We start from the raw sequence: 23,169 nt of genomic DNA on the forward strand, positions 1-23,169 counted from the left end.
ATTATTATTGAGGTTCAGTTAGCTTTTTTATTTTTTCCACAACAAGTTTGACATCCTCAATTGTATTATATTTTCCAAGTGAAAAACGTAACGAAGCGAGTGCGTCATCATCAATAAGCCCCATTGATTTGAGCACGTGAGAAGGTTCAAAAACAGCTGATGAACAAGCTGATCCATTCGATACTGCAATGTTCTTCATTCTACCAATTAGTACATTGGCATCTTGACCTTTAAAACAAATATTAGTTGTATTATAAATTCTTTTAGTTAGATCACCATTCAGTGATGTATTTGGGATTTTTAACAATTCATATTCCAATGTGTTTCTTAAATCAGAAATGATTTTGCGATTCCTTTTCATTTCTTGGCTAGAGATTTCACAGGCTTTCGCTAAAGCAATAATCCCAGGAACATTTAGTGTTCCACTTCTAAGACCAATTTCGTGACCACCACCGTGTGTTTGGGATGTGAGATTCACTCTCTTATCGCTTTTTCTTACAAACAGAGCACCGACACCTTTTGGGGCATACATCTTGTGTCCGCTAAAACAGAGTAGGTCTATACCTAAATCCCGAACATCAACTTCAATTTTACCCACCGCTTGTGTAGCATCTGTCATAAATAAAGCTCCTTTCTCGTGAGCTATCTCCGCAATTTTTTTGACAGGTTGAATTACTCCTGTTTCGTTATTGACAAACATAACCGAAACAAGAATTGTATCCGTCCTTATGGATTCTTCTAAAAGATCTAAGGATAGTAGTCCATTTTCTTTTACAGGTAGAAAAGTTACCTCGAACCCTTTTCTTTCTAAATCTTTGCAAGTGTCCAGAACTGCTTTATGTTCAGTCGAGACGGTAATGATGTGGTTGCCTTTAATTTTATAACTTTCTGCTACTCCTTTAATCGCAAGGTTGACTGCTTCTGTTGCACCACTAGTGAAGATTATTTCACTGGATTCTGAATTTATAAAATGAGCAACTTGGCTCCTAGCCTGCGTTACACTTTCATTTATGATTTGACCAAAATGATGGGTGCTGCTTGAGTTACCAAAACTATTCTTTAAAAAGGGTAGCATTGCATCTAATACCCTTGAATCAATTGGCGTAGTTGAATTGTAGTCTAAATATGATATGTTGTGTTTTTGAGTCAATCAGATTTCTTGTAAAACGTTATCTAAATCTTGTTCATATGAAATTTTAGAAGCATATCCTTCTTTCAGCCTTTGTAACTCATTTCCTTGAATTAATTCTCTATTATATAGGTAAATCAATAGCAAATAGGTCAACGAAGTAGAATTCATCAACATTCTTTTTGCAATAGGGTTCCAAACAACATAATGCCAAGGTTTACTATCGATGTTAAAATTGATGTCATTAAACCTCTCTAAAATCTCATCAAATGATTTTTCTTCTCTTTTATAGATTGTTAAGCACGCTTTGATAAATGGTATTAAGCCAATTGGACGGAAAAGAAGATTTCCTCCTGTTTCACTATTTCTAAAAGGCGCGGCAGCATTCGCTTCTAGGTTTAGGTAGTCCGATATAAATGAAAGATTATTTTTAAATGCATCCCAATATTGAATGCAAAAGGATTTAAACTCTTCTATTTCTTCGTCTGATGGTCTAAATTTGAGATATTCAGCAACCTTACTTTTAGTTGGTTTTTTATTGAATTTGTTTTGAAAATAAACATTAAACAGCTCAACATTAGCTTGATACAAAGTTATTATAGATGTTATGGCTTCTTTGTTGCTATTAGGTATGGCCTTTTGTTTTGCATAAACCACTCTTTTGTCGGTAAATAAATCATACTCTTCTAGCATATATCTAGTTACTATTGCTACAGAGTCGTCTTCGTCTAACGCAATAATATCATCCAATTTCACTGGTTTTGCATATCGATTCAAAGTTGTAAATAACCTTCGTGTTCGTTGTTTTCCTTCCGGATCATTTTTATGACCAATAAAAATTGCAGCTATTTGGTGAGTCTTGAATTCAGGGTTCTCTTTTAAGGCTGCTTTAATACCTTCTACTCGATGTTGACCATCAACTGGAAAAATTTTATGATTACTTGGAAAATCTAGCAAGCCCATTTTATAGGTTTCCATATCATCATATTTAAACTCAATTTCCTGCCAATCGGGATAATCGTCGTAAACTGCTAACACAAGGGAATTGAAAAAGACAGAAGGTTGATTGAGAATATAACTTTTAATGCTCAAAAAATTATTCGTAATACTTCTTTGAATCAAATCTTTAAGGGAATCTGATTTATGCAATTGCTCATCAATTTTTGAGACGTACTTACTCACTTGTTCAAAAGTCAAGGTGGTTACATAATAATCCCAATCTCCTATTTTCGATTTTAGTGCAGGTATTTTCATTATTGGAATGCTTTTATTGCCTGTTTAACTTCGGTATCAGGAATTTCAGTATTCATAGGTAAGAGTAACGAGTTTATGAATTGATTTTCAATACTAATCACATCCTCGTTGTCGTCTAACGGAAAATAAGCTAAATACAAATCATTCTTCCAATAATTGAACATTCTGGTTAGTTTTGGCCTTTCGTTGTTCTTACTATATTTCTGAAAATATTCTTTCACTCGTTTTCTAAGGTTTTGATTTTCTGTTATTTGCGCTCTTCCAACATATAGGGGATATTCAGTTATTCCTGAAATTATATTACATTTTACATAAAACATATAAAGTCCACCTTTATCATTTGGAACATCAAGAACACCACCATCAAAATCATCTGCATTTTCATTCAAGTACTTTAATTTTATCCAATTCTCAAATTTCAAGTCAAAATCAGCGCAAGTAAATTTCTTCCACAGCTCTCCGTGAAGTTTGTACTCGACTTTTCTTAACTCTACTTCTTCTCCTAAGGAAAATGCGCTGCCTGTCATAGTGCTAAAAACATATTATCTAGATGAAACAAGCTGCACATCCTTCATCCTGGTCATCTCCCAAAATATCTACTAAATAGGGGGATTTCACTTTGGATTTTCTTTCCATCCTTTTGATATATTCCTCTTTGATTTTTTCTATCCTTTCAGGCTGTATTAATTCTTCTAAACTTTCGTTTTGTCCCCACGTATAACCATCTTTCTCATACTCCATTGCCTTTCTATATAGTTCAGGGTGTTGTTCATATAACCAAACCCATTCTATTTTTTGTTGGAAAAAGCAAAAGAAACATCCTGACCGACTTCTTGCATATTCGCCTTTTTTGCCATTAACTTCAAATTCAATCTTATTATAATAGGCAGGTACACCAACACCGCTTTCTTCTAATATTCTAAAAATATCTGCTTTAACCAATATTTCGTCGTTCTCTAAAAGCGGAAACGCTTCTTGTTTGGCTAAAGGATAATCTGTTGTTTTCAAAAAATCGAAAACTAGGTGATTAAAGGCTTTAACATTTGAATCCAACAAAGTGTTAAGTTTCTGATCAAGCGTAAAGTCAGGGGTTACTCGCCTGGACAAAACCTGATGCACTTTTACTTGATTTTGGCCAAAATCTGTATTTTTCAACATCGGAACTAGTTGCTCTATATTTTGGTTAGAAAGCATCTTTGTCACTACATCCTTACTCCATATATTCTTACGAAAAGGGAATATAGATTGAATGTTGTTTTTGGTAGAAATATAACCCTCCCTCTCTTCATCCCCCCTGATGCCTACATATGAAACCACTGGATCGTCACCAACATAGTTTTCAAAAGGGGCTAACTTCAATTTTTTAGTACACCAACGCGCATTAGAAGAAGGCAAAAATCCTCCATACATTTTTAAAAAATGGTCGAATGGGTCCTCTGAACTTTTTTCTGCTCCTTGTAACAGATTAATTTTTATCCCGAGATATACTTCTAAATTTCTAATTAATTGGTACGTTTCTTCCAATTCCTTTCCTGTGTCGCAAGAGTAAAATTCTAGCTCTATGGATGGATATTTGGTCTTGACGTAAATTGCTAGGGCAGCACTGTCTTTTCCTCCTGATATACCTAATACGTGTCTTATTTTGCTCATTTTAATAATTCTTTCAACAGATTCAATACTGCTGCTATATTCGAAGTATTGTCTTCGCCAAGTTTATTTTTTAACTCCTCTTTCAATTGCTCAATCTCTTTGCTCTTACTTTTAGGCATCCTGACTACCTTGGGGTCAATTTTACTGAAGAACGAATCAATTTTAACGCCAATTACTTCCTCTTTACTCTCATCTATATTAGTTTCGGAAATTTTCGTCAAACTATCTAAATCTAAAATCATTGACTTAAACTTCTCATATAGTAAAACTTCATCTTCATCGGAAAATCTTTCAAGGGTTTTTCCCATTATTGACTGTCCTATAGAATTTAACCAAGCCTTTTTGTCATCTAATGGCGAGTCAAGGCGTTGAATGAATGATTTTTGATTATTTAAAAGCATATGCTTTTTTAAACCTGAAAATCGTTTTTGAAGATATTCTCTATATTCCTCAAACTCAATTTTCTCACCAACAAACTCATTTATAATGAACTCCTCGAATCTATTAAGAAGACCGTCATAGGCTGTTCTTAACTCTTTAACTGCATTTTGAAGATTTACCGTGTAATTTTGAAGTTTTGACTTGTCTTTTTGCAAAGTGTTTAGAGTAATTCCTAAAGCACCAGGAAAGGCTTCAAAGAAAGTTATCTCAGGATCTTTACTATTCGCAATGGCTTTACGTATCTTCTTTGCCGAAGAAGATAATCTCTTGGTGTTTTTACTGTATTCCGGTAATTGTTTGTAGAAAACAATGAATGGCTTAATAGTTTCGATAAAAGATTCGTTATCAAACCTTTCTTGAGTACTAATATTTAGAAAAGTTCGGTAGCTATTGAAAATATCCAACTTTACACCTTCTATATCAAAGGATTTTATTGAATATTTGTCTGGGTATTTGGCAATTAACTCAAGATTTTCTTCGGAAAGATCTGGTATATAGCTATCATCGTTAAAAATTGCAAAATCATCTCGTTTTAGAAAGAGAAAAGTAGGAATCCAAAAGTCAATAAATCCTTGTTTAAGTTTAAATGGTCTTTTACCGAGCATATCGACCAATTCGGAAATTTTGAGTTGTTCAGATTTGGCGCTTTCTAAAAAGTCTTCGGAAGCTCTCCATAGTTTATTGAACGAAGAGTTTTCATCGACTTGCACAACACCTGTTTTGTTTTCTCTTATCGGTGATATTCCATTTTCTTTTAAAAGTGAAAGATAAATGGTTTTTTCCGGCGGAAATTTAGAATCTTCAAAACCTAAGTTATCCTGATCCCAGCAATTCGTTAAAGCCCTAAAATAGTTTCTTTTGGCTGTATGAATAGATGAAGAAATTTTATGCTTATTAACCAATTCATTTTTAAAGAGAGGCGTTGCGCCATAGACCAAACTGCAAATTTGAGAAAGTAGTTTGTTAAAGTCCTTTTTATCGGCAATAGTTTTTTCCTCGCCGTTGAAGTACCATTTAACGTCTTTGCCTCCTGAATATATACTGTCCGTTATATAGTGGTTAAGCAATCTTATTTGTGATTCTACAATGTTTTCAAGCTCCCTCTTTGCAACCTTATCATCTTTGTTTTCTTCTATTACTTTCTGAATTTTTTCAATCTCAAATAACAAGTTTTTTATCTCGCCAGAATTATTGAAAAAACAGTAAATTATAGCTTCTTCTTGAAGCTTAGATTTATTTTTAACATCATTTTCTTTCAGCTTATTATTAAAAACAAGATTTACAAAACCATCAACTTCTCCCAAGGGTATTTCTTGAATAGGGTAATCTGAAATAACAAACTCAAAATATCTTGGGGTGCCAGTTGTAAAAGAATACTGCTTTGCGAATACAGGACTAAAATGGAAATGCTTGTTTAAAAGCGTGGTTATGTCGACCACTTCTGAAATTTTATTTCCTGCTTCAATCAGTGCATTTTGAATATCCAAATCCGTCCCCTCGAACAAAATAAATCTTTTCGAATGCTCACGATAACGTATAATATTCTTCGTTTCTAGATTTTGAATCAAGGTTTTTGAATCCGTTATGCCACAGGCAATTTTCAAGTAATCAATTAAAAAATTAAAATCTAAAATTGACCCGCTAGCCGAAAAGATGTTCAAAAGCCCTATAACTTTAACGGTCTTGATATAATTGTTTATGTCGAAATCAAATGCTCTTTCTACTTCTTCAATTGCAGAACGGATAGAGCCCCAAGAAGAAAAGTCTGGGTTATACCTTGATATTAGAAATGAATAAAAATTAAAATTCAAATAGTCATAAACATTTGACAAATTGTAAAATGGATTTTCACGTTTATCAAATTTTGATAGACCGGTATGGTCTGAGGATTCAAGAAAGGAAAATAATGATCTTTCGTTTTGACCATATCTTTGTAGAGAAAGTGTCAGAATGTTTGCTGAAAGAATATCCAAAGGATATAACTTTGAAGCAATATCCTTGAGGAAATCCTTATTGAAGTTGAAAGCTTTCGTTTTGGTTGTCAACGTCAAGCACTTCTCAATATCTTTAACCGATGAATCGGTATCGAATTTTTCAACAAGATATTCTGATGCTAAAAACAACAATTGTTCAACTGGCTCATTAAAAGTGATTTCACGAAAACGACCTTTAATCTTAGTCCATTCTTGTTGTTGTGTTTTACTTAGCGAATAAGCATAGGATTCTAAACTTTGGTGAACTGTAGTAATAAGAACAATATTGTGTTCTGGATTGTTACAAAATTCAGCAAGTTGTTGAACAAAATACAATTCCCTCTCGGGATTATTTCTAGTAGCATATTCCAAAAATTTCCCGAACTCATCAATCAAAATAAATAAGACCTTATTTTGATCACCTAATGAATGATATCTATTGAATATTTCAGAAAGAATATTTTCTTGCTGATTTTTTCGAGGCGCAACATCAAATACGTCTTCAAATCGTTCTATGATAGACGAGTAAGTGCCAATTATTTTAACAAAATCTATATTAGGATTACTAATAAAATTAGGGTCAAAATAACGTCTTTCTCCTTTTATACTTTGTTCAAACGCTAAAAGAAAAGATGACTTCCCTGTACCATAAGTTCCCACTATATTAAAAGAACGAATACCTTTTTTAAAATCATTAACTACCTGGCTAACAACTTGTTTTGCATTTGGTGTTGGGATATAATTAAAATCCCTGTCAGTATCTCTAATGATATTAACTGATGTCGTGAAATTATTTGCCATAATATTTATCTAATACCTTGAATGCTTCAACCTTATTTTTGAACTGCAACTCTTTTATTCCCGCTTGATCTGTAAAAGTTATTCCATTAAATTCACTAACTATTTCGGAAATTTTATTCATCAAACCCAAACGATTCAGTGCAAAAATTGAACCTGGGCTATTGATATTAAACTCTAAGGAATTTAAACTGATGGAATCTCCATAATCTGCATTTTCTAGAATTGCATACAGAACAACGTATTCAGAGAGGTTATCTCTTTCGCTGTTCTCGATATAAAATTGTTCATCTTTTCCTTTTCCTGCTGTGCTCAGCAGTTCGATTTCTGATAGTATTCCTGAAAAGCTATCTTCTATATTCTTTCCTCTAGATTCATTTTTATACAAATTCGTAAAGACATTAAAATCTTTAGCGACAGTATTTTCATTGAAATTCAAATCATTATCACTTTCAGCAATCCTCTTCAAATAATTAACATATGTTTCTTTGTTAAAGAAAAGTTTTTCTTTTCTGAACTCATTGAAAATAATGCTATATATAGAAGCAAATCCAGTTTTTACTAGATTAAAGTGTAAAAGCCATAAACTTGCTTCATCTTCTAAAAATGGGTCATAGCCAATATCATCGTCAAAAAGTCTCTTTCCAAATTCCGTCGGCAAATCATTATTATCCACAATGTTGAATGCCTTTAGCCAAAAACGAATTGAAGAAACCATATTTTTACCAACTCCAAGCTGAACAACTGCGTCTTCATCGTTAAAGTTTCTATTCTCAATTACGTAATCGTAACCTTTTTTCAACCACAGCTGTCGACACTGAAAAGAATCGTGTCCTGAAAAAGTATATTTTGTATTTTGTAAACCCAAATTATTATATTCGTTTTGTATTGGCTATTGGCCATATGATTTTGATCTGATTACCCAGTAAATTCAAAAAAAGCCAGAAACCCTTAGTTTTCTAGCTAATTTATATCTTCAAACCATTAAAATCTTGTACTCATTTGATTGATTGGCTTAGGTAAATTTCATACCGTTGAATCTGAAACTCTAACTAAAATCAATCCATTCAATGAATTTTTATCCCGATAATAAAAGAATTTTGAAGTGTTAAATTTAACTTAAATTACAAATCTGTAAAGCTACAAAGAATCGATTCTGTTACCAAGTTTTTAAGGTTCAACTTTGACCAAAAAATATACTTCTTATTGAAATAAATCTAAAAATATTTTGGAATAGGTTAGTAAGCCTATAATCTACTTATTAAATAAGTATATCAGGAATTTTTAAATATCGACCGCACTTCTGCATAAACCCGCTCAAAATTTGCATTCATATCTGCACTTGAATATTGCTTGGCTTCTTTTGGTAGTTGCCTGTTGATTTTAGGTAGTTTGAATTGCACTTTCTTATCCTTCCCATCCGCATAGGTAATGAATTCGCCCTGCTTCAATCTAAAAAACACATCTGCTCTTATCTTTGGAATTTCCTTTTCGCCTGTTGTAATCCTTGTGTCAAAATCCAGATTATGTCCTCGACTTATACTTTTTGTAGGATCCTTGATAATTTCGAAAAAGCGTTCGTAATATTTGGCGGTGTCCGGGTCGTTGACCTTTCCGAAAAACTGGTAGGATAAATTGCTTAATATGGCTTTACTGGCTTTATCGCCATACATCATATCGTTTTGGATTTTGTCCTGCATTACGTAAATCGTAGCAATGTCATAACTTCTAAGAGTTGCTGGAATACGGTGCATATTTAACAATCGGATGGTTGGCGCTTCTTCCATCAGCAGAAAAGATGGTTTTGAACTACGCACACTCATCTGTTTTGTGATGGTGTGGATAATGGTAGCAATAACAGGCGAATATGATGTTTCAAATTTCGGGTTATTGACTATTGAAATGACCGCTGGATTTTCCTCATTATTTATATTGAGTGGCACTTCATCTGCGGATAACGCCATAAAAATGCGTTGTGTACTAATTCGCTTTAGCGCATTGGCCAGCGTGCTTTTGACACCTGCTGTCTGTCTGTCGGAATCCTTTCCACTTACAAAAGCATCTGCCATCGCCCTTGATGTCGTATTGGTTTCCAAAAATTGGATAAGACTGTCCGTGTCCAGATATTGGTAGATGGCAATTAAATGTGGAAGTGTGCAGAATTGTGGATAGGTGGTTTTCAGTTTCCAAATCAATCCGCCAATCAAACCCTCAGCTGCATCATTGAAAAATTTTGTCGTGCCGGTCGTACCACTTTCTCTTTGCTCTAATAGGTTCTCGATTAACACCCTTGACACTTCGTTTACGCTTTCCTCATTCTCTAAATAGCGTGGTGCAATAGGATTTACCCTGTGGATGATTTTGTCGAAGGAAATAACTTTAAACGGGATATCACTATCTCTGAAAAGCGGGTACGCCATTTCGGTCAGTTCAAAATCCTTATAGTCGTGGATAATTCCACAAAACCCTTCTTTCCGGAAGTGTTTCAAAAATCCATAGACAACGCTTTCGGTCTTTCCGCTTCCGGCAGAACCGATGATGGATGCACCACGTTTGATGTTGTCCAGTTTGAAATTGCCCTTGGTAGTCGAAAAGTTGACCCGATATTTGCTATCGCCATTTGTCGGTTTGTCAGTTTTATGCAGGAACACATACATTCCTATGTTAATTAATATGAGAGGGCAAACCAGATAGAGAGAAATCAGATTCAGTCGGTTTCCCTCGTCAAAATAAAACACCATCGCACCAAGCACGAGAAAATTGATGATAAAAGCATACCGACTTATCCGAAAAACTGCATAGAAAATACAACTGGTCAGACTAATAATTGAAAGTGTCGTTATGAAATTGTCTATCTGCATAACTATTAGATTCCTATGGAACTTGATTTGATGGCTATTTCAGCACCACGTCTTAACCGTTTAAGAACCCGAAGTGCAATCTGTGTTTGACTAACTGGAATATTTGGCACTATCGGCAATCCTGTTTTTGCTATCATTTTAAAAGCCAAGGCTTTTTCGTTAGCTGGTAGTTTCATCAAAGCAGCGAAATAGAGATTGGGATTTTTTACAAAATCCTTTCGGGCTTTGTAGGTCTCAGCAAAGTTTCGTTTATAGCCAAAAGTCTTATCAAAAGTTTTTTCTGCATTCTTAAAGAATTTATCTCGGTCAAAACCACGTTTCACGGTTTCCCCATTCAACTTCACGTCGGATGCTCTGTATTTGCTTCCTGGCGATAAACTGAATCTGTTGGACGCATCCTTACGGCTCACGATAATATGAATGTGACTTTGGTTTCCATCTTTTGCCATTCCTTGGACTATCCGTTTTCCGTTTAGTTGGTGTGGTGCTTGTCCTTCTAATTTGGTAATTTCTCTTTTCATTTTTTTAATATTTCCTTCAGCTCTTCCTGCTTCAATATTTCGGATATCCGTTTTTAGCTGCAATATTTTTGTAGCGAAAGGTTGGTTTTCTTTTATCTGAAAATCTGTTCCCTTAAAGGTGCGTTGATGTTCAATTTTCGCATAATATTTTATATCATCTATGTTAACCGGTCGCCCTTTGATTTCCCTATTGAAGGATGCCACATAATCCTTCATCAGCTCGCGAGTATATTTCTTTAAATCTTCGCTATTGTTCTGAAGGTTTCGCAATTCATATTTTGAAGGACTGACGGTAATTGAGTAAAATCTCGGTTCGTGTTTTTCCAATTTTGCGGTATTCCCATCGATTTCCCTAATGACTTCCTCAGCAGAAATCTCATCGCCGTATTGATTGAAAAAATGTTCCATATCCTGCTGTTCCAAACCTTGATTTTCTTTCTCTAAATACCCGACAAAATCTGCCGAACTTTTGGAAAAATTACCGCCCATTTTTTGAGGTGTTATTATGATATACATAGCTGAAAAAATTATAGTTCGTTCTTAATGTTCCGCCTTTCGCGGAAGCGTACTTCTTTCTTTTCTTCGGCGTATTTCTTTTCAACTATCAATGGCTTTTTGTTGGGTTCGTCCATCACAAAAAGGGATTGCAACATTGCCACCGTAGGCTTGGTTTGGGTTTTTTCTACATCACGCATTATGGCGATGACCGCATTGATTCTTTTCAAGAGCTTGGCTTCAATAGTTCTACCTGTAGGACCAAATTTTTCTCGTGGGGAAATCTCGTTATAGAGAAAGAAATCAAGGATGTTTTCCATCGCTTCGGTGTGCGTTTTAAAGTGCATTTTGGAAAATTCCTGAAACCGCTTGGCAGTTTTTCGTTTGAACCTGATAGTGATGAATGAATCCATTTCCTTTCGCTTTTTTTAAAGATTTGACGTAAATCCATCCCTGTTTACTGGTGTTTCAAGACCATTTGACGCAAATTGCTGGAATTTTTAAATCCTGATTGTTTTTAACTAATTAAAAATCAATGGATTAAAACGAAGATAGAATATGTAACGCGGCGCAGCCCGTTACCCTCTTGCTATTCCTTTTCGTCACGCGCAAGCGTGACAAAAATCCATACAATCCGGCTAAAAAGCCAATTGCCATTTTCAGGGAAAATGATTTTCCGATATGTTATTTTTCGATGTGTAAGGCTATCGGCGAAAGTCGAAAAGTGGATAACCTTACTTTAATTTGAATGCTGAATTTCAGCAAAATAAAGATAGTGATTTTTTCTTGATGTAGGTTTAATTACATACAAAAACACCTCTAAAATTTTAGAGGTGCTTGGTTCAATTTTGCTGAAAACTATATATTGAAAACGTAGGTATAGGAATATAAATTACGAAGTGCTTCCTCTTCAATCAACGTTTCAAAACAGCCATAATTTTCTTTTACGTATTTGCGAATGCTATCCCCAAATTTTCGTTTCACATCTTCTTTGGACGTTTCCAAAAGTCGGTTTTGAGCTTCCTCGCTCAAGTCTGTAAAATTGAGATATACCATAGCGATAGATTTTAATATTCACTTGGTAACATCAGCGTATCATTTACAAAAAACAACCGCAGTTCATCGAGCGGAAAATCGGTGGCACGATAGCCGTGTTTTTCTAAAATGTTATCGTTGCCATCGCTGTAAATGATTTCGGCTTCATAACCCGAATAATCCTGTTTTTCCTCGGGCAACCTTTTAAAGTCGATTGTGATAAATTCGCTTCGGTTCATCAGACTTTTTGCAATTACGGAAGTATCCGTAATGAGCCAAAAACATTCTGCTACTTCCGATAGATATTTCAACCCGTCTGTAAATCGTGTTTTCAATAGAGGGATTTGATAGAACATTTCTGTTCCCGTAAAATAATGCAACCGCTCTTTTATTTCGTTAACTTGTGCTTTCATTGTGATTTCTGTTTTATGGAATTAATAATGAAAAAGAGGGCGCAACTTCTCACGGGAACGCCCTCTTTAATTTTAAGATTACTTATCGCTTTTACTTCCAAGCAAAAGGATTTCATCGGCTACCACTTCGGTAACATAGCGTTGGTTTCCATCGTCGGTGGTGTAGGTTCGGGTCTTTAGTTTTCCCGTTATTCCTACTTCTTTGCCTTTTTCGACATATTTCTCGACGATTTCTGCGGTCTTGCCCCAAGCAACAACGGTATGCCAGTTGGTGTCCGTTTGCTTTTCGCCTTTGCTGTCTTTGTAATACTCGTTTGTAGCGAGTGAGAAGCGGGCTACTTTCTTACCGCTTTCAAGGTTCGTGATTGTTGGCTCCCCGCCAACGTTTCCAATCAACTGTACGTGATTTCTAATAGTACTCATAACTAAATGGTTTTAAATGCCCTTTACAGGCTTGATTAATATTTCCCTTTTCAATTCAGATTAAATTTTAAGGGGTGTTTGTTCTTTTCTTTCGTGCATCGCACAATGGATAGAGTGGGTTTTGTCAAGACTTTTAGGGAATAAATCAGGTGTGTTTGCGACGTAGTAATCCCGCCTTATTTTGCGGGATTCAAGGAAGTAGATACCTTATTTTTCACTAAAACTTTGTACAGTCTTGACAAGTTCCATAAGGGCATTAGCAATTCTTTTGAATCCGGTTACGATTTGAGCGTACCGACAGTTAAGCGAAATGAGTAGCTGGGTTTAATGTAGAATTGGTTATGTCGTGCCTGTTTTTCGATGCCCCGAAAAACAACAAAGGCTTTATCCATTATAAACCCCTTAAAATGTGTAAGACAGCGGTTCGGTTTTTAGGGATTTTCGAGTGAGGGCTCAAGAAGACCGCGCCGAAAATCCTGTTAAGAAAACCGAAGTGATGGCTTTCCGATGAGAAAAGCGGACTCTATTCACAATTTTGGCTCGGGAATGTAGTGTTCCTTCCCAGAGCAGCGGGAAGGGTTAACGGAATGGAAAGCTGAAATTGGGGATTGTGTCCAAGATATTTGTAGTGAAGCTCTTTTCCCGGAATGAAGTGGTTGCCTGCTTTTTTCGGCAGGTAAGCGTGGAATGTAGGGGAATGTGCTGAGTGGGAAAGTAAATGCTTGTGATATATTTAGTCATCCAGTTTAAGGTACTGGACAAACCGTTATTTAATTTATGCCATAGCATAGACTTCATCAAACAGCTTTTTATCCAACCGTTCTTGTTGGCCGAAGCTTTTCTTTAATACATTATGAAGTACAGAATTGAATGCATTGTAACCCAGCCAAAGATTTGGTTCTTCATTGAGCAACAAGGCTTCGTAGTTCAATATCTCAATGACTTCACGAGACTTTTTTGAAGGGTCGCTGTTCTTGTCGCTACATTCGTATCTGAAGAGTTTGGTTTTGTCGAGAATGGCTTTCACAAACTCTTGTGTGTCGATGATTTTAAATTCCTTCATCTTATCGAATTTCTTAGTAATGGTATAGAATTCATTATCCAGAAATTTATCGAACAGATTATTCAGCCTTGGCATTATAAGATGCGTGTTGTTTTTACTGTGCTTTATCGAAAACTCAATTTCCGCCTGAGAAACGTGTAAGCCATTGGAACATATTTCTCTATAAAACCCGAAGTGGCCAGAGGTCTTTTCACTACCGTCATACGAGTTCTTGAACCGAAGCATCGGCAGTATCAAATCCTTATCGTTCTTGACCGTAAACTGGCTTTTATCGTCGATGATAAAGTCAGTTATAAATGACCTGTCATTTTTATTGATGGTGCGCTTGTGAAAGTTCAGTTGGGCATCGGTCAGCATTTCCTCAGCTTTCTTGAAGAACAGTTGATTTGGAATGTGGCCATAGCTGTTCGATACCACATTAACGATTTTGCCATTCGAAATTATGGCATTTTCAAGCCCTCGTCGGGATTCCATCTGTGTCAGACTCTTTAAGGATTTCATTTCTGATGGAACGAAGATTTCATCCTGTTGCAAATTTTGTAAATACATAGCTTTTGAATTTTAGGTTAAACATTTTGTAATAGCAGAGAGTAGTACATCGGATGCTTTTCTCTGTAATAAGCCAAATGGCTTTCAGCACTTTCAATGGTGTAGTTTTCTTTACTCGATTGATAATGTATTTCAGCCTCTTGTGGTGAAATTTTAGGTGTTTCGGATACTCGTTTCATAATGATATATTTTGATTAAACAATATTTGAGCAGTACCCAAACGAAAGCTAAAATCACAGCTCAAAAGGAAACGGAATAAATAAGCGTAGGGTAAAGCGATGGCTTTATGCCGTAGTCTTTTGATGGGTGTATTTTACGAGTTTACCTTTGCGCCAACTATTGATTGATAACCCCTTCCTGATAAATACATTTTTTAAGCATTATCATAAAAAAGAAGAAGGACCAGCACGAATGCCGACCCTTCTTCAAACAACAAAAGTTAATCGTTGAGTTCTTGAATTTTCTTTTCAAGAACTGTGATGCGCTCTTTTAAACGTTCTTCACGTTTCTCTCGTTTTTCGGCATATTCTCTTCCAATGCTGGCAATCTTGGTTTTGTAATATCCTTGTATCGCATTGTAGAATGAAATATTCGTCAAATTATTTATGTGATTGCTTTCGCCAAAATGCACTTGCTTGGTAAGCATATAGCGTATCAGCTTGTGAAAGGTTTCCTTTTTAAATTTCTTCTTGAAATTCTCAACCATTTCAACTTTGGTCATCTTTGACGTGTCGCCCAAGAACTTTGAGAAATACTTTTGTTGGCTCAAATAATCTACATTATTTTCAAAAAGCGATATCGAGAATGCCACCATTTCGTCTGTGGAAAGTGTCTTCTTCGTATCGATGTATTTGGTCTCACGAATCATCTGAACAACTTCCTCAAACTGCTTGTTGTTCTCGATGTGCTTTTTACGAATTTCTCTTTCGTTGATTTTGATGATTTGTTCTTCAGGTGTACAATCCGCCATTTTTCTGTTGGCCAATGGTGCTGAATATTTCGTGGATTCATCCTTTGAGTTCTCAACGACCTTGACAAAAACTTCATTGTTTTGGTAAGTCTCAGGATGAAAAACGATACCATTTACAAATCCATTGTCCGAAGCTGAATTGTAATTTTTCAATTCTTCTTCATACTTCTCAATGGCTTCCTTAAGCTCAGCATTCAATTCGTCTTCAGAATAATCGTAATGTTGATATTCTATTTTGATGGCTTCTATTGTCGGCTTAATTGGATTTTCAATGATTTCAACATCATCCAGCAGATAGACCTTCAAGCCACTTTTTTCCAACTGCGAAATAACAAGCTGGTTGTTTTCGTCATCTGCCCAGTACTGTCGTATTTCAGGAATCAGAAGTATATTCTCTTTCTTGGAATTTTCAATCAAGTTCGAGAATGATTTTGTTTTCTTCGTTTCAAAACAAGCTGCTTTAGTACAGACCATTTTATCCTCGCCAAACAGATTACCTTGATTGGCCGCATTGAACGGACATTCTATACAAGACCCAGCTTTTGGCACTAATTTCTTATCAGCTACATCGAAAGATGCTTTTTCCAAATCATAGGTCTGGTCTTTAATCATTCTGTTGATTTGATGTGCATTAAAATCTTCGCCCATCGTTTCCAACATCATTTGTTGTTCCTCTGGTTCAAAAAGTGCGACACCTACACCTAGCGAAATTGTCATTTCGCCGTTGCGGACAAAGTGCTTAAAGCCTTCTATCAAACCTGCCAATTTTAGGCGTTGCCTGATAAAGTTGTCCGTTCTGCCCAGTCGCTTTGCAATTTCGGTAGGTGCATATTTCTCGCTTAGGTAAGCAATCGCCTCAGCTTCTTCGGTAGGCTCAACATCCTGTCGTTGTAGATTCTCGATGATTTGAACTTCCAAAACGTCATTATTCTTGTAAGTTCTCTCGATACAGGGTATGGTCTTTTTTCCTGCCAGTTTGCTTGCACGATATCGGCGTTCGCCCATCACGATGACATAATGACCATTTAGTTGCCTTACCGTGATTGGCTGCAATACACCGTGCTCTTTGATACTTTCTGAAAGTTGGTTCAACAACTTTTCATCAAAAGTCTTTCTAGGTTGGTCCGGGTCAGGCTTGATTTTGGCCAATGGTAAGTTCTGAATTTGAAGTACGGATGATTTCTTTCCATTCACTTCTTTTTTGGCAATTGCTTTTGCTCTACTGCGCTTCTTTGTGGTACTCGCTTTTGTTGTCATAATACTCAAATTTTTGATTAAACAATATTTGAGCAGAAACCAAACGGAAGATAAAATCTTGGCTCAAAAGGAAACGGAATAAATGAGTAGTGGAAGAAGCGTTGGCTTTATGCCGTAGTCTTTTGATGGAAGTATTTTACGAGTTTACCTTGCGGGTATATTGTATGATAATAAACCCCTCTCTATCGAAAGGGGTTATAAAAAAATTGAAAAGTATCTTAAAGGTTTTCGGTATTTAGCTTTTTAGAAGGCTAAAAATAAAATTACTCAATTTCCTCAATCACACTGCCACAAGTAAGCATCGCATCGCCATAATAAGGATTGCGGATTTCTTCTTCCGTGCTCAGCCAAACCGCGCCTTTATTATTATTTGCCATTGGGCATTTTTGAACGTACAGCATCGCATCGGTTCCATTTACACTCATCGCAATGGGCACCATATTTTCATTTAATATCACGAAATGGTCGCGTTGATTTTCCAGGTTGTCGTTCGCTGCAATGGCATCGAGCATTTCGATACTTTTCTTAATATGTGATTGTTCCATACTACCGAGACTTTTAATATCTGCGGATTTTAAGGATACTGATGTCGCTTTCGCGAAAGCGGAAACCAGATTTGCATCGCTCGCTACCAAAGCATCTTTCATCTGTAAATAAGGCTTGAGCGCTTGTTTAAATTGCCTTTGAAAATTCTCTGAAAATTCCATTTCCATTTCAGACATTGGCATCATAGCATCCTCTTTCTTTCCTTGATTCATCATAGAATTTTTCCCTTGTAGCTGTGCTGCTGCGTCTACTGTGAAAGTTCCATTAGTTACAATCTCATCGCCTTTTTGTAAGCCCTCTGTTATAGCATAATTTTCGCCATTACGATTTCCGATGGTTACTTCACGCATTTCAAAAACGGGTTCGTTGGGATTGGTTTTTATATAGACCAATGAGCGTTCGCCTGTCCACATTACGGCACTTGCAGGAACTGTTATCACTTCGTTAGTCATCATCATTTCCCCTTTGAGTTTACCCGTTACAAACATTCCTGGTTTAAAGAGGTCATCTGTGTTTTTTAGTGTTGCTCTTACGGTAACCGTTCTCGTTGCATTATTAAGTATAGGGTCAATAAATGAAACCGTGGCGTCAAATTCTTTATTGGCGTAGGCATTGGTTACTACCTTTATTTTCTGACCTACTTTTAAATCTGAAATTTGATTTTCATAGGCATCAAATTCTGCCCAAACCGAATTCAAATTGCTCACTTTCAAAATAGGCTGACCTTGTTTTACATAGTCGCCTTCACGTGCCATCACTTCTGAAACCGTTCCTGAAACGGTGGCATATACAGGAAAATTATCGCGCACGTTTCCAGAGGATTCTATTGCATCAATTTGGTTATCGGAAAGCTTCCAATTTTTCAATTTGTTTCGCACTGCCTTGTACAGTTCAGGTTGCGATTCTTTTAATGAAGCTGTTGTGAGCAATTCTTGCTGTGCAGCGACCAAATTTGGCGCATAAATGGTAGCCAATGTTTGACCACGATTTACTTTTTGGCCTTCATAATTGACATTCAAACGTTCGATACGCCCATCAAAATAGCTTGCTTGTACGGCATTGTTTTCTTCGTTGGTGGCGATTTTGCCCGAAAGCGAAATTATTCCATCATCTTCTGACATAGTGCCATTACCCACAATAGTAGTTTGAATGTTGGCCAGCGCCATTGCATTATCTGTCATTTTAATCTCATTCATTGCAAGGCCATCAGCACCAGATTCAGCAGGTATCAAGTCCATTCCACATATAGGGCAGTCGCCTGGTTCAGGTTGCATAATCTGTGGGTGCATTGAGCAGGTCCACATTTGGTTTGCAGATTCGCCAGAATGGTCGTGGGTATCTGACATTTCAGTAACGTCCTTGTTTGCATTTGCTTCGCTACCGGAATTGCCAAAAATGAGCCAACCCGCCAGTAGTCCCACGATTACTGCAATTGCTATATATAAAATGTTCTTGTTCATACTATTTTTCGTTTTGTAACCTATCAATCATTTGCTTCATTTCTTCAATTTCCTTTCGTTGTGCTTTGATGATATCTTCGGCTAATTTTTTTACTTCTGGGTCTTTGATGTCTGCACGCTCGCTTGTTAAAATTGCTATGGAATGATGCGGTATCATTGCTTTCATCCAAAGCACATCGCCTACAGTTGATTTTTGGTCACGTACCAGTCCCAACGCACCTACAAATAGAACGATACTTCCCAAAACAATGGCGATATTCTTCTTTTTATTTTGATACATCCCACGCATTGCTACAAACATTATAATGGCCATTGCCGCAATCCCTAAGCAGACCATATAAAAGCGAGTTAGACTGAACCATACGTGGTCCCACTCATAAGTGTTCAGGTACATTGTGATGTACATAGCTACGAAGGACGCTGCGAGCATTCCTACAAATTTTGTGTATTGATTTTTCTTTTTGTGTTCATTTGAATTTTCCATAATAGTCGGTTTTTTGTTACTTATTTACGTTTGTTTTTAATCAATTTTCTCACAGTAGGTGAACTTGTGTACCAAAGTAGAAATCCACTAAACACCGTTATCAAGCCTAAAAGCGAAAAAGCCCTTAGCACAATTGTATTAAAATTGTCTCGACCTTGATAGTCCATAGTGTGCGTCATCCAAAGAAAATCGAACCAACGCCAATCGCGATGACGTACGGTTTGAAAAGCTCCATTCTCAATCGCCACGTAGGCTTTTAAATTTTCATCGGTTTTATATGAAATCTCATAAGCCGGTAATGGTCTTCCACGGTACTCGTGGTGGTCGCCTACAGATTCAATCCGTTGTATTTGGTCAAATTCTAAATCGGCCAACATATAGCGTTCTGCTACTTTGATTGCTTCTTGTTCTGTGAGCTCGTCTTTCTTTGTTCCTGTAAGTGCATTATAAAGCACAGTCTCATTAATCCAATAATAGGGCTCATCCGCTATTTCAAGTAATTCTAATGATTGAATCGGTTCCTGAATATTTAGTTGAGAACTTCCCAGTAAATCTGAAAATGCAGTTTGTTCAGGAATCTCTTTTTTGAAATGGTCGCCGTGAATCTCATCAATATCTGTCCAGCTGAAATACATTCCACTAATCGTCCACATCAAGAACTGAATACCTAAAAAGATACCCAGATAGCGATGCGCTTTTCTTATTTTAAGTGCTGTTTTTCTTTTGACCATTTTATTTTACTTCAAAAGGAAATTCAACAAGAACCTTTTCCCAACTCAAGCTAATTGTTCCTGAATCATTGGTAGTCTTTGTTACCTTGTATTCTAAATGTTCCTTGATTTCTTCGGAAATTTTTGGGGTTACTTTAAATCTCATCACATCATCTTTCTCATTATATTCATCTTTACCGTGCTGGTTCCAGTTGGAATTAAAAATAATTGTCCATTCCTCTTGATTCGGAATAACAAAGAACCCGTATTTCCCTGCCTTCAACTCTTTACCATCAATGGTCAAATCCTTATTGGTTTCTATCCAAGTGGCCATATGTGCGCCCGCTTGCCAAACGGTATTATAAGGAAGTAAACCGCCAAAAATGATACGTTTACGAACTCCTGGGGATGAATAATCAATATGAATATGCGCATCGCCCACCATCGCCATTGCGCTTGTATGCGGACTCAATGATTTTTTTTTATTAGGTTCTGCACTTGTTGAATTTTGCTCTGTTCTGTCGGTAATTGGCACTTCTTGAGCTTCCTTTGAAGCTTCTTTACAAGAAGCTAAAAGGATAATACATAATAGAATGATACTTTTTTTCATTATATAGGATGGTTTAGTTAATTGATTTTGTTCTGAGCCTAAGTGCGTTTGCTATTACTGAAACTGAACTAAAACTCATTGCCAGCGCCGCAATCATAGGCGATAACAGAATTCCGAAAAATGGGAATAATACACCTGCCGCAATCGGTACACCCAGCGTGTTGTATATCATAGCAAAAAATAGATTTTGTTTTATGTTACGCATAACTTTGTGGCTAAGGTTTCTTGCTTTTACGATACCGTGCAAATCGCCCTTTACCAAGGTTATCATAGCGCTTTCTATAGCGACATCAGTTCCTGTGCCCATTGCAATACCCACATCACTTTTTGCCAGTGCTGGTGCATCATTGATACCATCGCCTGCCATTGCGACTACTTTGCCTTGCTGTTGTAGTTTTTTAACCTCATCCAGTTTGTTTTCAGGTAACATTCCTGCTTTGAAGTCAGCGAGATTGAGTTCGCTCGCCACAGCTTGGGCGGTGTCGTGATTATCTCCTGTGAGCATTATTACTTCGATGCCTTTGTCCTGTAATTCTTTGATTGCCTTAGCACTCGTTTCTTTTATTTTATCGCCTATGACCACGTAGCCTGAAACTTCGCCATCAATGGATAAGTAGGAAACCGTTTTTCCCTGTTTCTGAAAGGATTGTGCTTCGGTTTCCATTTCAGGTGATAGCTTGGCATTTGCATACTCCATCATTTTGGCATTTCCCAAATCGAGCTTCTTGCCATCAACTGTTCCTTCTACGCCTTTTCCGGTTACTGCGCTAAAGTTTTCGGTTTTTGATATTTCGACCTTCTGCTCCTTTCCATATTTCACGGTGGCTTCGGCAAGTGGATGCTCGCTGGAACTGTTTAGGGATGCGATAAGATGTAGAATTTCGCTTTCGCGAAAGCGAGATTCATCAAACGACCCAATTTTCTCAACCGTTGGTTTCCCTTCCGTAATGGTTCCTGTTTTATCAACGATAAGGGTGTCCACTTTGTCCATTTTCTCTAAGGCTTCGGCATTCTTAATTAGGACACCATTTTGGGCACCTTTACCAACACCTACCATAACGGACATCGGTGTTGCCAATCCCAATGCACAAGGACAGGCTATAATCAATACGGCAATGGCATTTACAAGAGCAAATACATAAACTGGTTCTGGTCCCCAAATCGCCCAGACAATGAAAGTGATGACCGCAATGATAACCACGACAGGCACGAAATAGCCTGAAACCGTATCTGCCAATTTCTGAATAGGGGCACGACTGCGACTGGCATCGTTTACCATATGTATGATTTGGGAAAGCAAGGTGTCGCTACCTACTTTTTCGGCTTCCATCAAGAAAGATTGATTCCCATTAATGGTACCGCTACTTACTTTATCATCTACAGATTTATTGACTGGAATCGGTTCTCCTGAAATCATTGACTCATCTACGGTAGTTTCGCCTTCGGTAATTTTGCCATCCACAGGGATTTTATCTCCTGGCTTTACTCGTAGGATATCTCCTTTTTCAATCTGGTCGATGGAAACTTCTTCTTCGTTTCCATCCACTACGCGTACTGCTTTGTTAGGTGCAAGCTTTAATAATTCTTTCACTGCTGAATTGGTTTTACTATGTGCACGGGCTTCTAAAACTTGACCCATCAATACCAATGTGAGGATAACCGTAGCGGCTTCAAAATACACGTGAACCGCACCGGATTCTGTTTTAAATTGTTCCGGAAAAAAGTCTGGAAACAACATCCCAAAAACACTAAAGAGCCAAGCCACGCCCGCACCTATACCGATTAAGGTGAACATATTGAGATTCCAGGTTTTAATACTTCGATAAGCACGTTCAAAGAACATCCAAGTGGCATAAAACACCACAGGAATGGAAAGCCCAAATTGAATCCAGTTCCACCATTTCTGCTCCATTACATCATAAAGTGGATTGTTGGGAATCATCTCGCTCATAGCGATTATGAAAATAGGAAGCGTAAAGGCTACTGCTATCCAAAATTTCTTAATCAGCTTATTATATGTTTTTTCTTCGGCAGATAAATCAGGTTCCATCGGCACCAAATCCATACCACAAATAGGGCAACTACCAGATTCATCCTTAATGACTTCTGGGTGCATTGGGCACGTCCATTGCTCTGAAGTCGTTGCTGACAAATTTTGCTCTTCGACTAAATCCATTCCGCAGACAGGGCAGTCTCCCGGCTTGTTATAAGTTTTATCGCCTTCGCAATGCATTGGGCAGTAAAAGGTGCCAGTTCCTTTGCCTTTAGGTTTTTGCTTTTTCGTGTAAGCGGAATCATCTTTATGATGATGCTCGCCTGGTTTGTGAATACTGTACGTACCGCCATCTTCTTTCAATGCTTTCTGAAATGTTTCGATGGGAATATGAGATTCCATTTCAATAGTAGCCTCTTCTTTTTCTAAATTAACCGAAGCATTGGTCACACCTTTCACTTTAGAAAGTGTTTGCTCAACGTGATTTCGGCAACCGTTGCAGGTCATTCCTTGTATTTGATAGGTGTGTTTCAT

At 36.9% G+C, this 23,169-nt stretch carries 20 protein-coding genes; all 20 read right to left on the minus strand.

What is annotated here, in order from left to right; all coding sequences use genetic code 11:
* Positions 1-4 precede the first annotated feature (4 nt).
* Positions 5-1,150 (minus strand): cysteine desulfurase family protein, encoded by a 1,146-nt coding sequence (locus EHW67_RS03545; RefSeq protein ID WP_126160986.1) that lies wholly within the window; start codon positions 1,148-1,150, stop codon positions 5-7.
* A complete protein-coding gene (locus EHW67_RS03550) occupies positions 1,151-2,383 on the minus strand; it encodes a DNA sulfur modification protein DndB (protein ID WP_126160987.1) in 1,233 nt (410 codons plus the stop codon).
* Positions 2,383-2,910 carry a GIY-YIG nuclease family protein gene (locus EHW67_RS03555; protein ID WP_126160988.1) on the minus strand — a complete coding sequence of 176 codons (528 nt, stop codon included), beginning with the start codon at positions 2,908-2,910 and terminating at the stop codon, positions 2,383-2,385. Before EHW67_RS03555 ends, EHW67_RS03550 begins: the two co-directional genes overlap by 1 nt.
* A 19-nt stretch (positions 2,911-2,929) precedes the next feature.
* Positions 2,930-4,033, minus strand: a complete 1,104-nt coding sequence (locus EHW67_RS03560) for a phosphoadenosine phosphosulfate reductase family protein (protein ID WP_126160989.1) — start codon at positions 4,031-4,033, stop codon at positions 2,930-2,932.
* The gene (locus EHW67_RS03565; protein WP_126160990.1) at positions 4,030-7,248 is read right to left on the minus strand and encodes a hypothetical protein; all 3,219 of its coding nucleotides are present in this window, start codon (positions 7,246-7,248) and stop codon (positions 4,030-4,032) included. Before EHW67_RS03565 ends, EHW67_RS03560 begins: the two co-directional genes overlap by 4 nt.
* Positions 7,238-8,113, minus strand: a complete 876-nt coding sequence (locus tag EHW67_RS03570; RefSeq protein ID WP_126160991.1) for a DUF4007 family protein — start codon at positions 8,111-8,113, stop codon at positions 7,238-7,240. Before EHW67_RS03570 ends, EHW67_RS03565 begins: the two co-directional genes overlap by 11 nt.
* Positions 8,114-8,519: 406 nt before the next feature.
* Positions 8,520-10,106, minus strand: a complete 1,587-nt coding sequence (locus EHW67_RS03575) for a type IV secretory system conjugative DNA transfer family protein (protein ID WP_126160992.1) — start codon at positions 10,104-10,106, stop codon at positions 8,520-8,522.
* A gap of 5 nt (positions 10,107-10,111) precedes the next feature.
* The gene (gene mobB, locus EHW67_RS03580; protein ID WP_126160993.1) at positions 10,112-11,143 is read right to left on the minus strand and encodes a MobB family relaxase; all 1,032 of its coding nucleotides are present in this window, start codon (positions 11,141-11,143) and stop codon (positions 10,112-10,114) included.
* Between the two features lie 11 nt (positions 11,144-11,154).
* Positions 11,155-11,535: a BfmA/BtgA family mobilization protein gene (locus EHW67_RS03585; protein WP_202911907.1), complete on the minus strand. Its 381-nt coding sequence runs from the start codon at positions 11,533-11,535 to the stop codon at positions 11,155-11,157.
* A gap of 445 nt (positions 11,536-11,980) precedes the next feature.
* Positions 11,981-12,178 (minus strand): hypothetical protein, encoded by a 198-nt coding sequence (locus EHW67_RS03590; protein WP_009779478.1) that lies wholly within the window; start codon positions 12,176-12,178, stop codon positions 11,981-11,983.
* Positions 12,179-12,189: 11 nt separating this feature from the next.
* Positions 12,190-12,570: a DUF6876 family protein gene (locus EHW67_RS03595; RefSeq protein ID WP_126160995.1), complete on the minus strand. Its 381-nt coding sequence runs from the start codon at positions 12,568-12,570 to the stop codon at positions 12,190-12,192.
* Positions 12,571-12,648: 78 nt separating this feature from the next.
* Positions 12,649-12,993: a single-stranded DNA-binding protein gene (locus EHW67_RS03600; RefSeq protein ID WP_126160996.1), complete on the minus strand. Its 345-nt coding sequence runs from the start codon at positions 12,991-12,993 to the stop codon at positions 12,649-12,651.
* 775 nt (positions 12,994-13,768) lie between these two features.
* Entirely contained in the window at positions 13,769-14,605 is an 837-nt protein-coding gene (locus EHW67_RS03605) for a DUF932 domain-containing protein (RefSeq protein ID WP_126160997.1), read from the minus strand.
* Positions 14,606-14,622: 17 nt separating this feature from the next.
* Positions 14,623-14,784, minus strand: a complete 162-nt coding sequence (locus EHW67_RS20325; RefSeq protein ID WP_158285064.1) for a hypothetical protein — start codon at positions 14,782-14,784, stop codon at positions 14,623-14,625.
* A 260-nt stretch (positions 14,785-15,044) separates the two neighbouring features.
* Positions 15,045-16,832, minus strand: a complete 1,788-nt coding sequence (locus tag EHW67_RS03610) for a ParB/RepB/Spo0J family partition protein (protein ID WP_126160998.1) — start codon at positions 16,830-16,832, stop codon at positions 15,045-15,047.
* A gap of 263 nt (positions 16,833-17,095) precedes the next feature.
* Positions 17,096-18,838, minus strand: coding sequence for an efflux RND transporter periplasmic adaptor subunit (locus tag EHW67_RS03615; RefSeq protein ID WP_126160999.1), 1,743 nt, complete (start codon positions 18,836-18,838; stop codon positions 17,096-17,098).
* 1 nt (position 18,839) lies between these two features.
* On the minus strand, positions 18,840-19,322 hold the full coding sequence (locus tag EHW67_RS03620) for a DUF305 domain-containing protein (RefSeq protein ID WP_126161000.1): 483 nt from the start codon (positions 19,320-19,322) through the stop codon (positions 18,840-18,842).
* A 20-nt stretch (positions 19,323-19,342) separates the two neighbouring features.
* The gene (locus tag EHW67_RS03625) at positions 19,343-20,053 is read right to left on the minus strand and encodes a PepSY domain-containing protein (RefSeq protein WP_126161001.1); all 711 of its coding nucleotides are present in this window, start codon (positions 20,051-20,053) and stop codon (positions 19,343-19,345) included.
* 1 nt (position 20,054) lies between these two features.
* Entirely contained in the window at positions 20,055-20,642 is a 588-nt protein-coding gene (locus tag EHW67_RS03630) for a DUF2911 domain-containing protein (protein ID WP_126161002.1), read from the minus strand.
* A gap of 13 nt (positions 20,643-20,655) precedes the next feature.
* Positions 20,656-23,169 carry a heavy metal translocating P-type ATPase gene (locus EHW67_RS03635; protein WP_126161003.1) on the minus strand — a complete coding sequence of 838 codons (2,514 nt, stop codon included), beginning with the start codon at positions 23,167-23,169 and terminating at the stop codon, positions 20,656-20,658.

Source organism: Arenibacter aquaticus, from assembly GCF_003957295.1.
Lineage (GTDB): Bacteria > Bacteroidota > Bacteroidia > Flavobacteriales > Flavobacteriaceae > Arenibacter > Arenibacter aquaticus.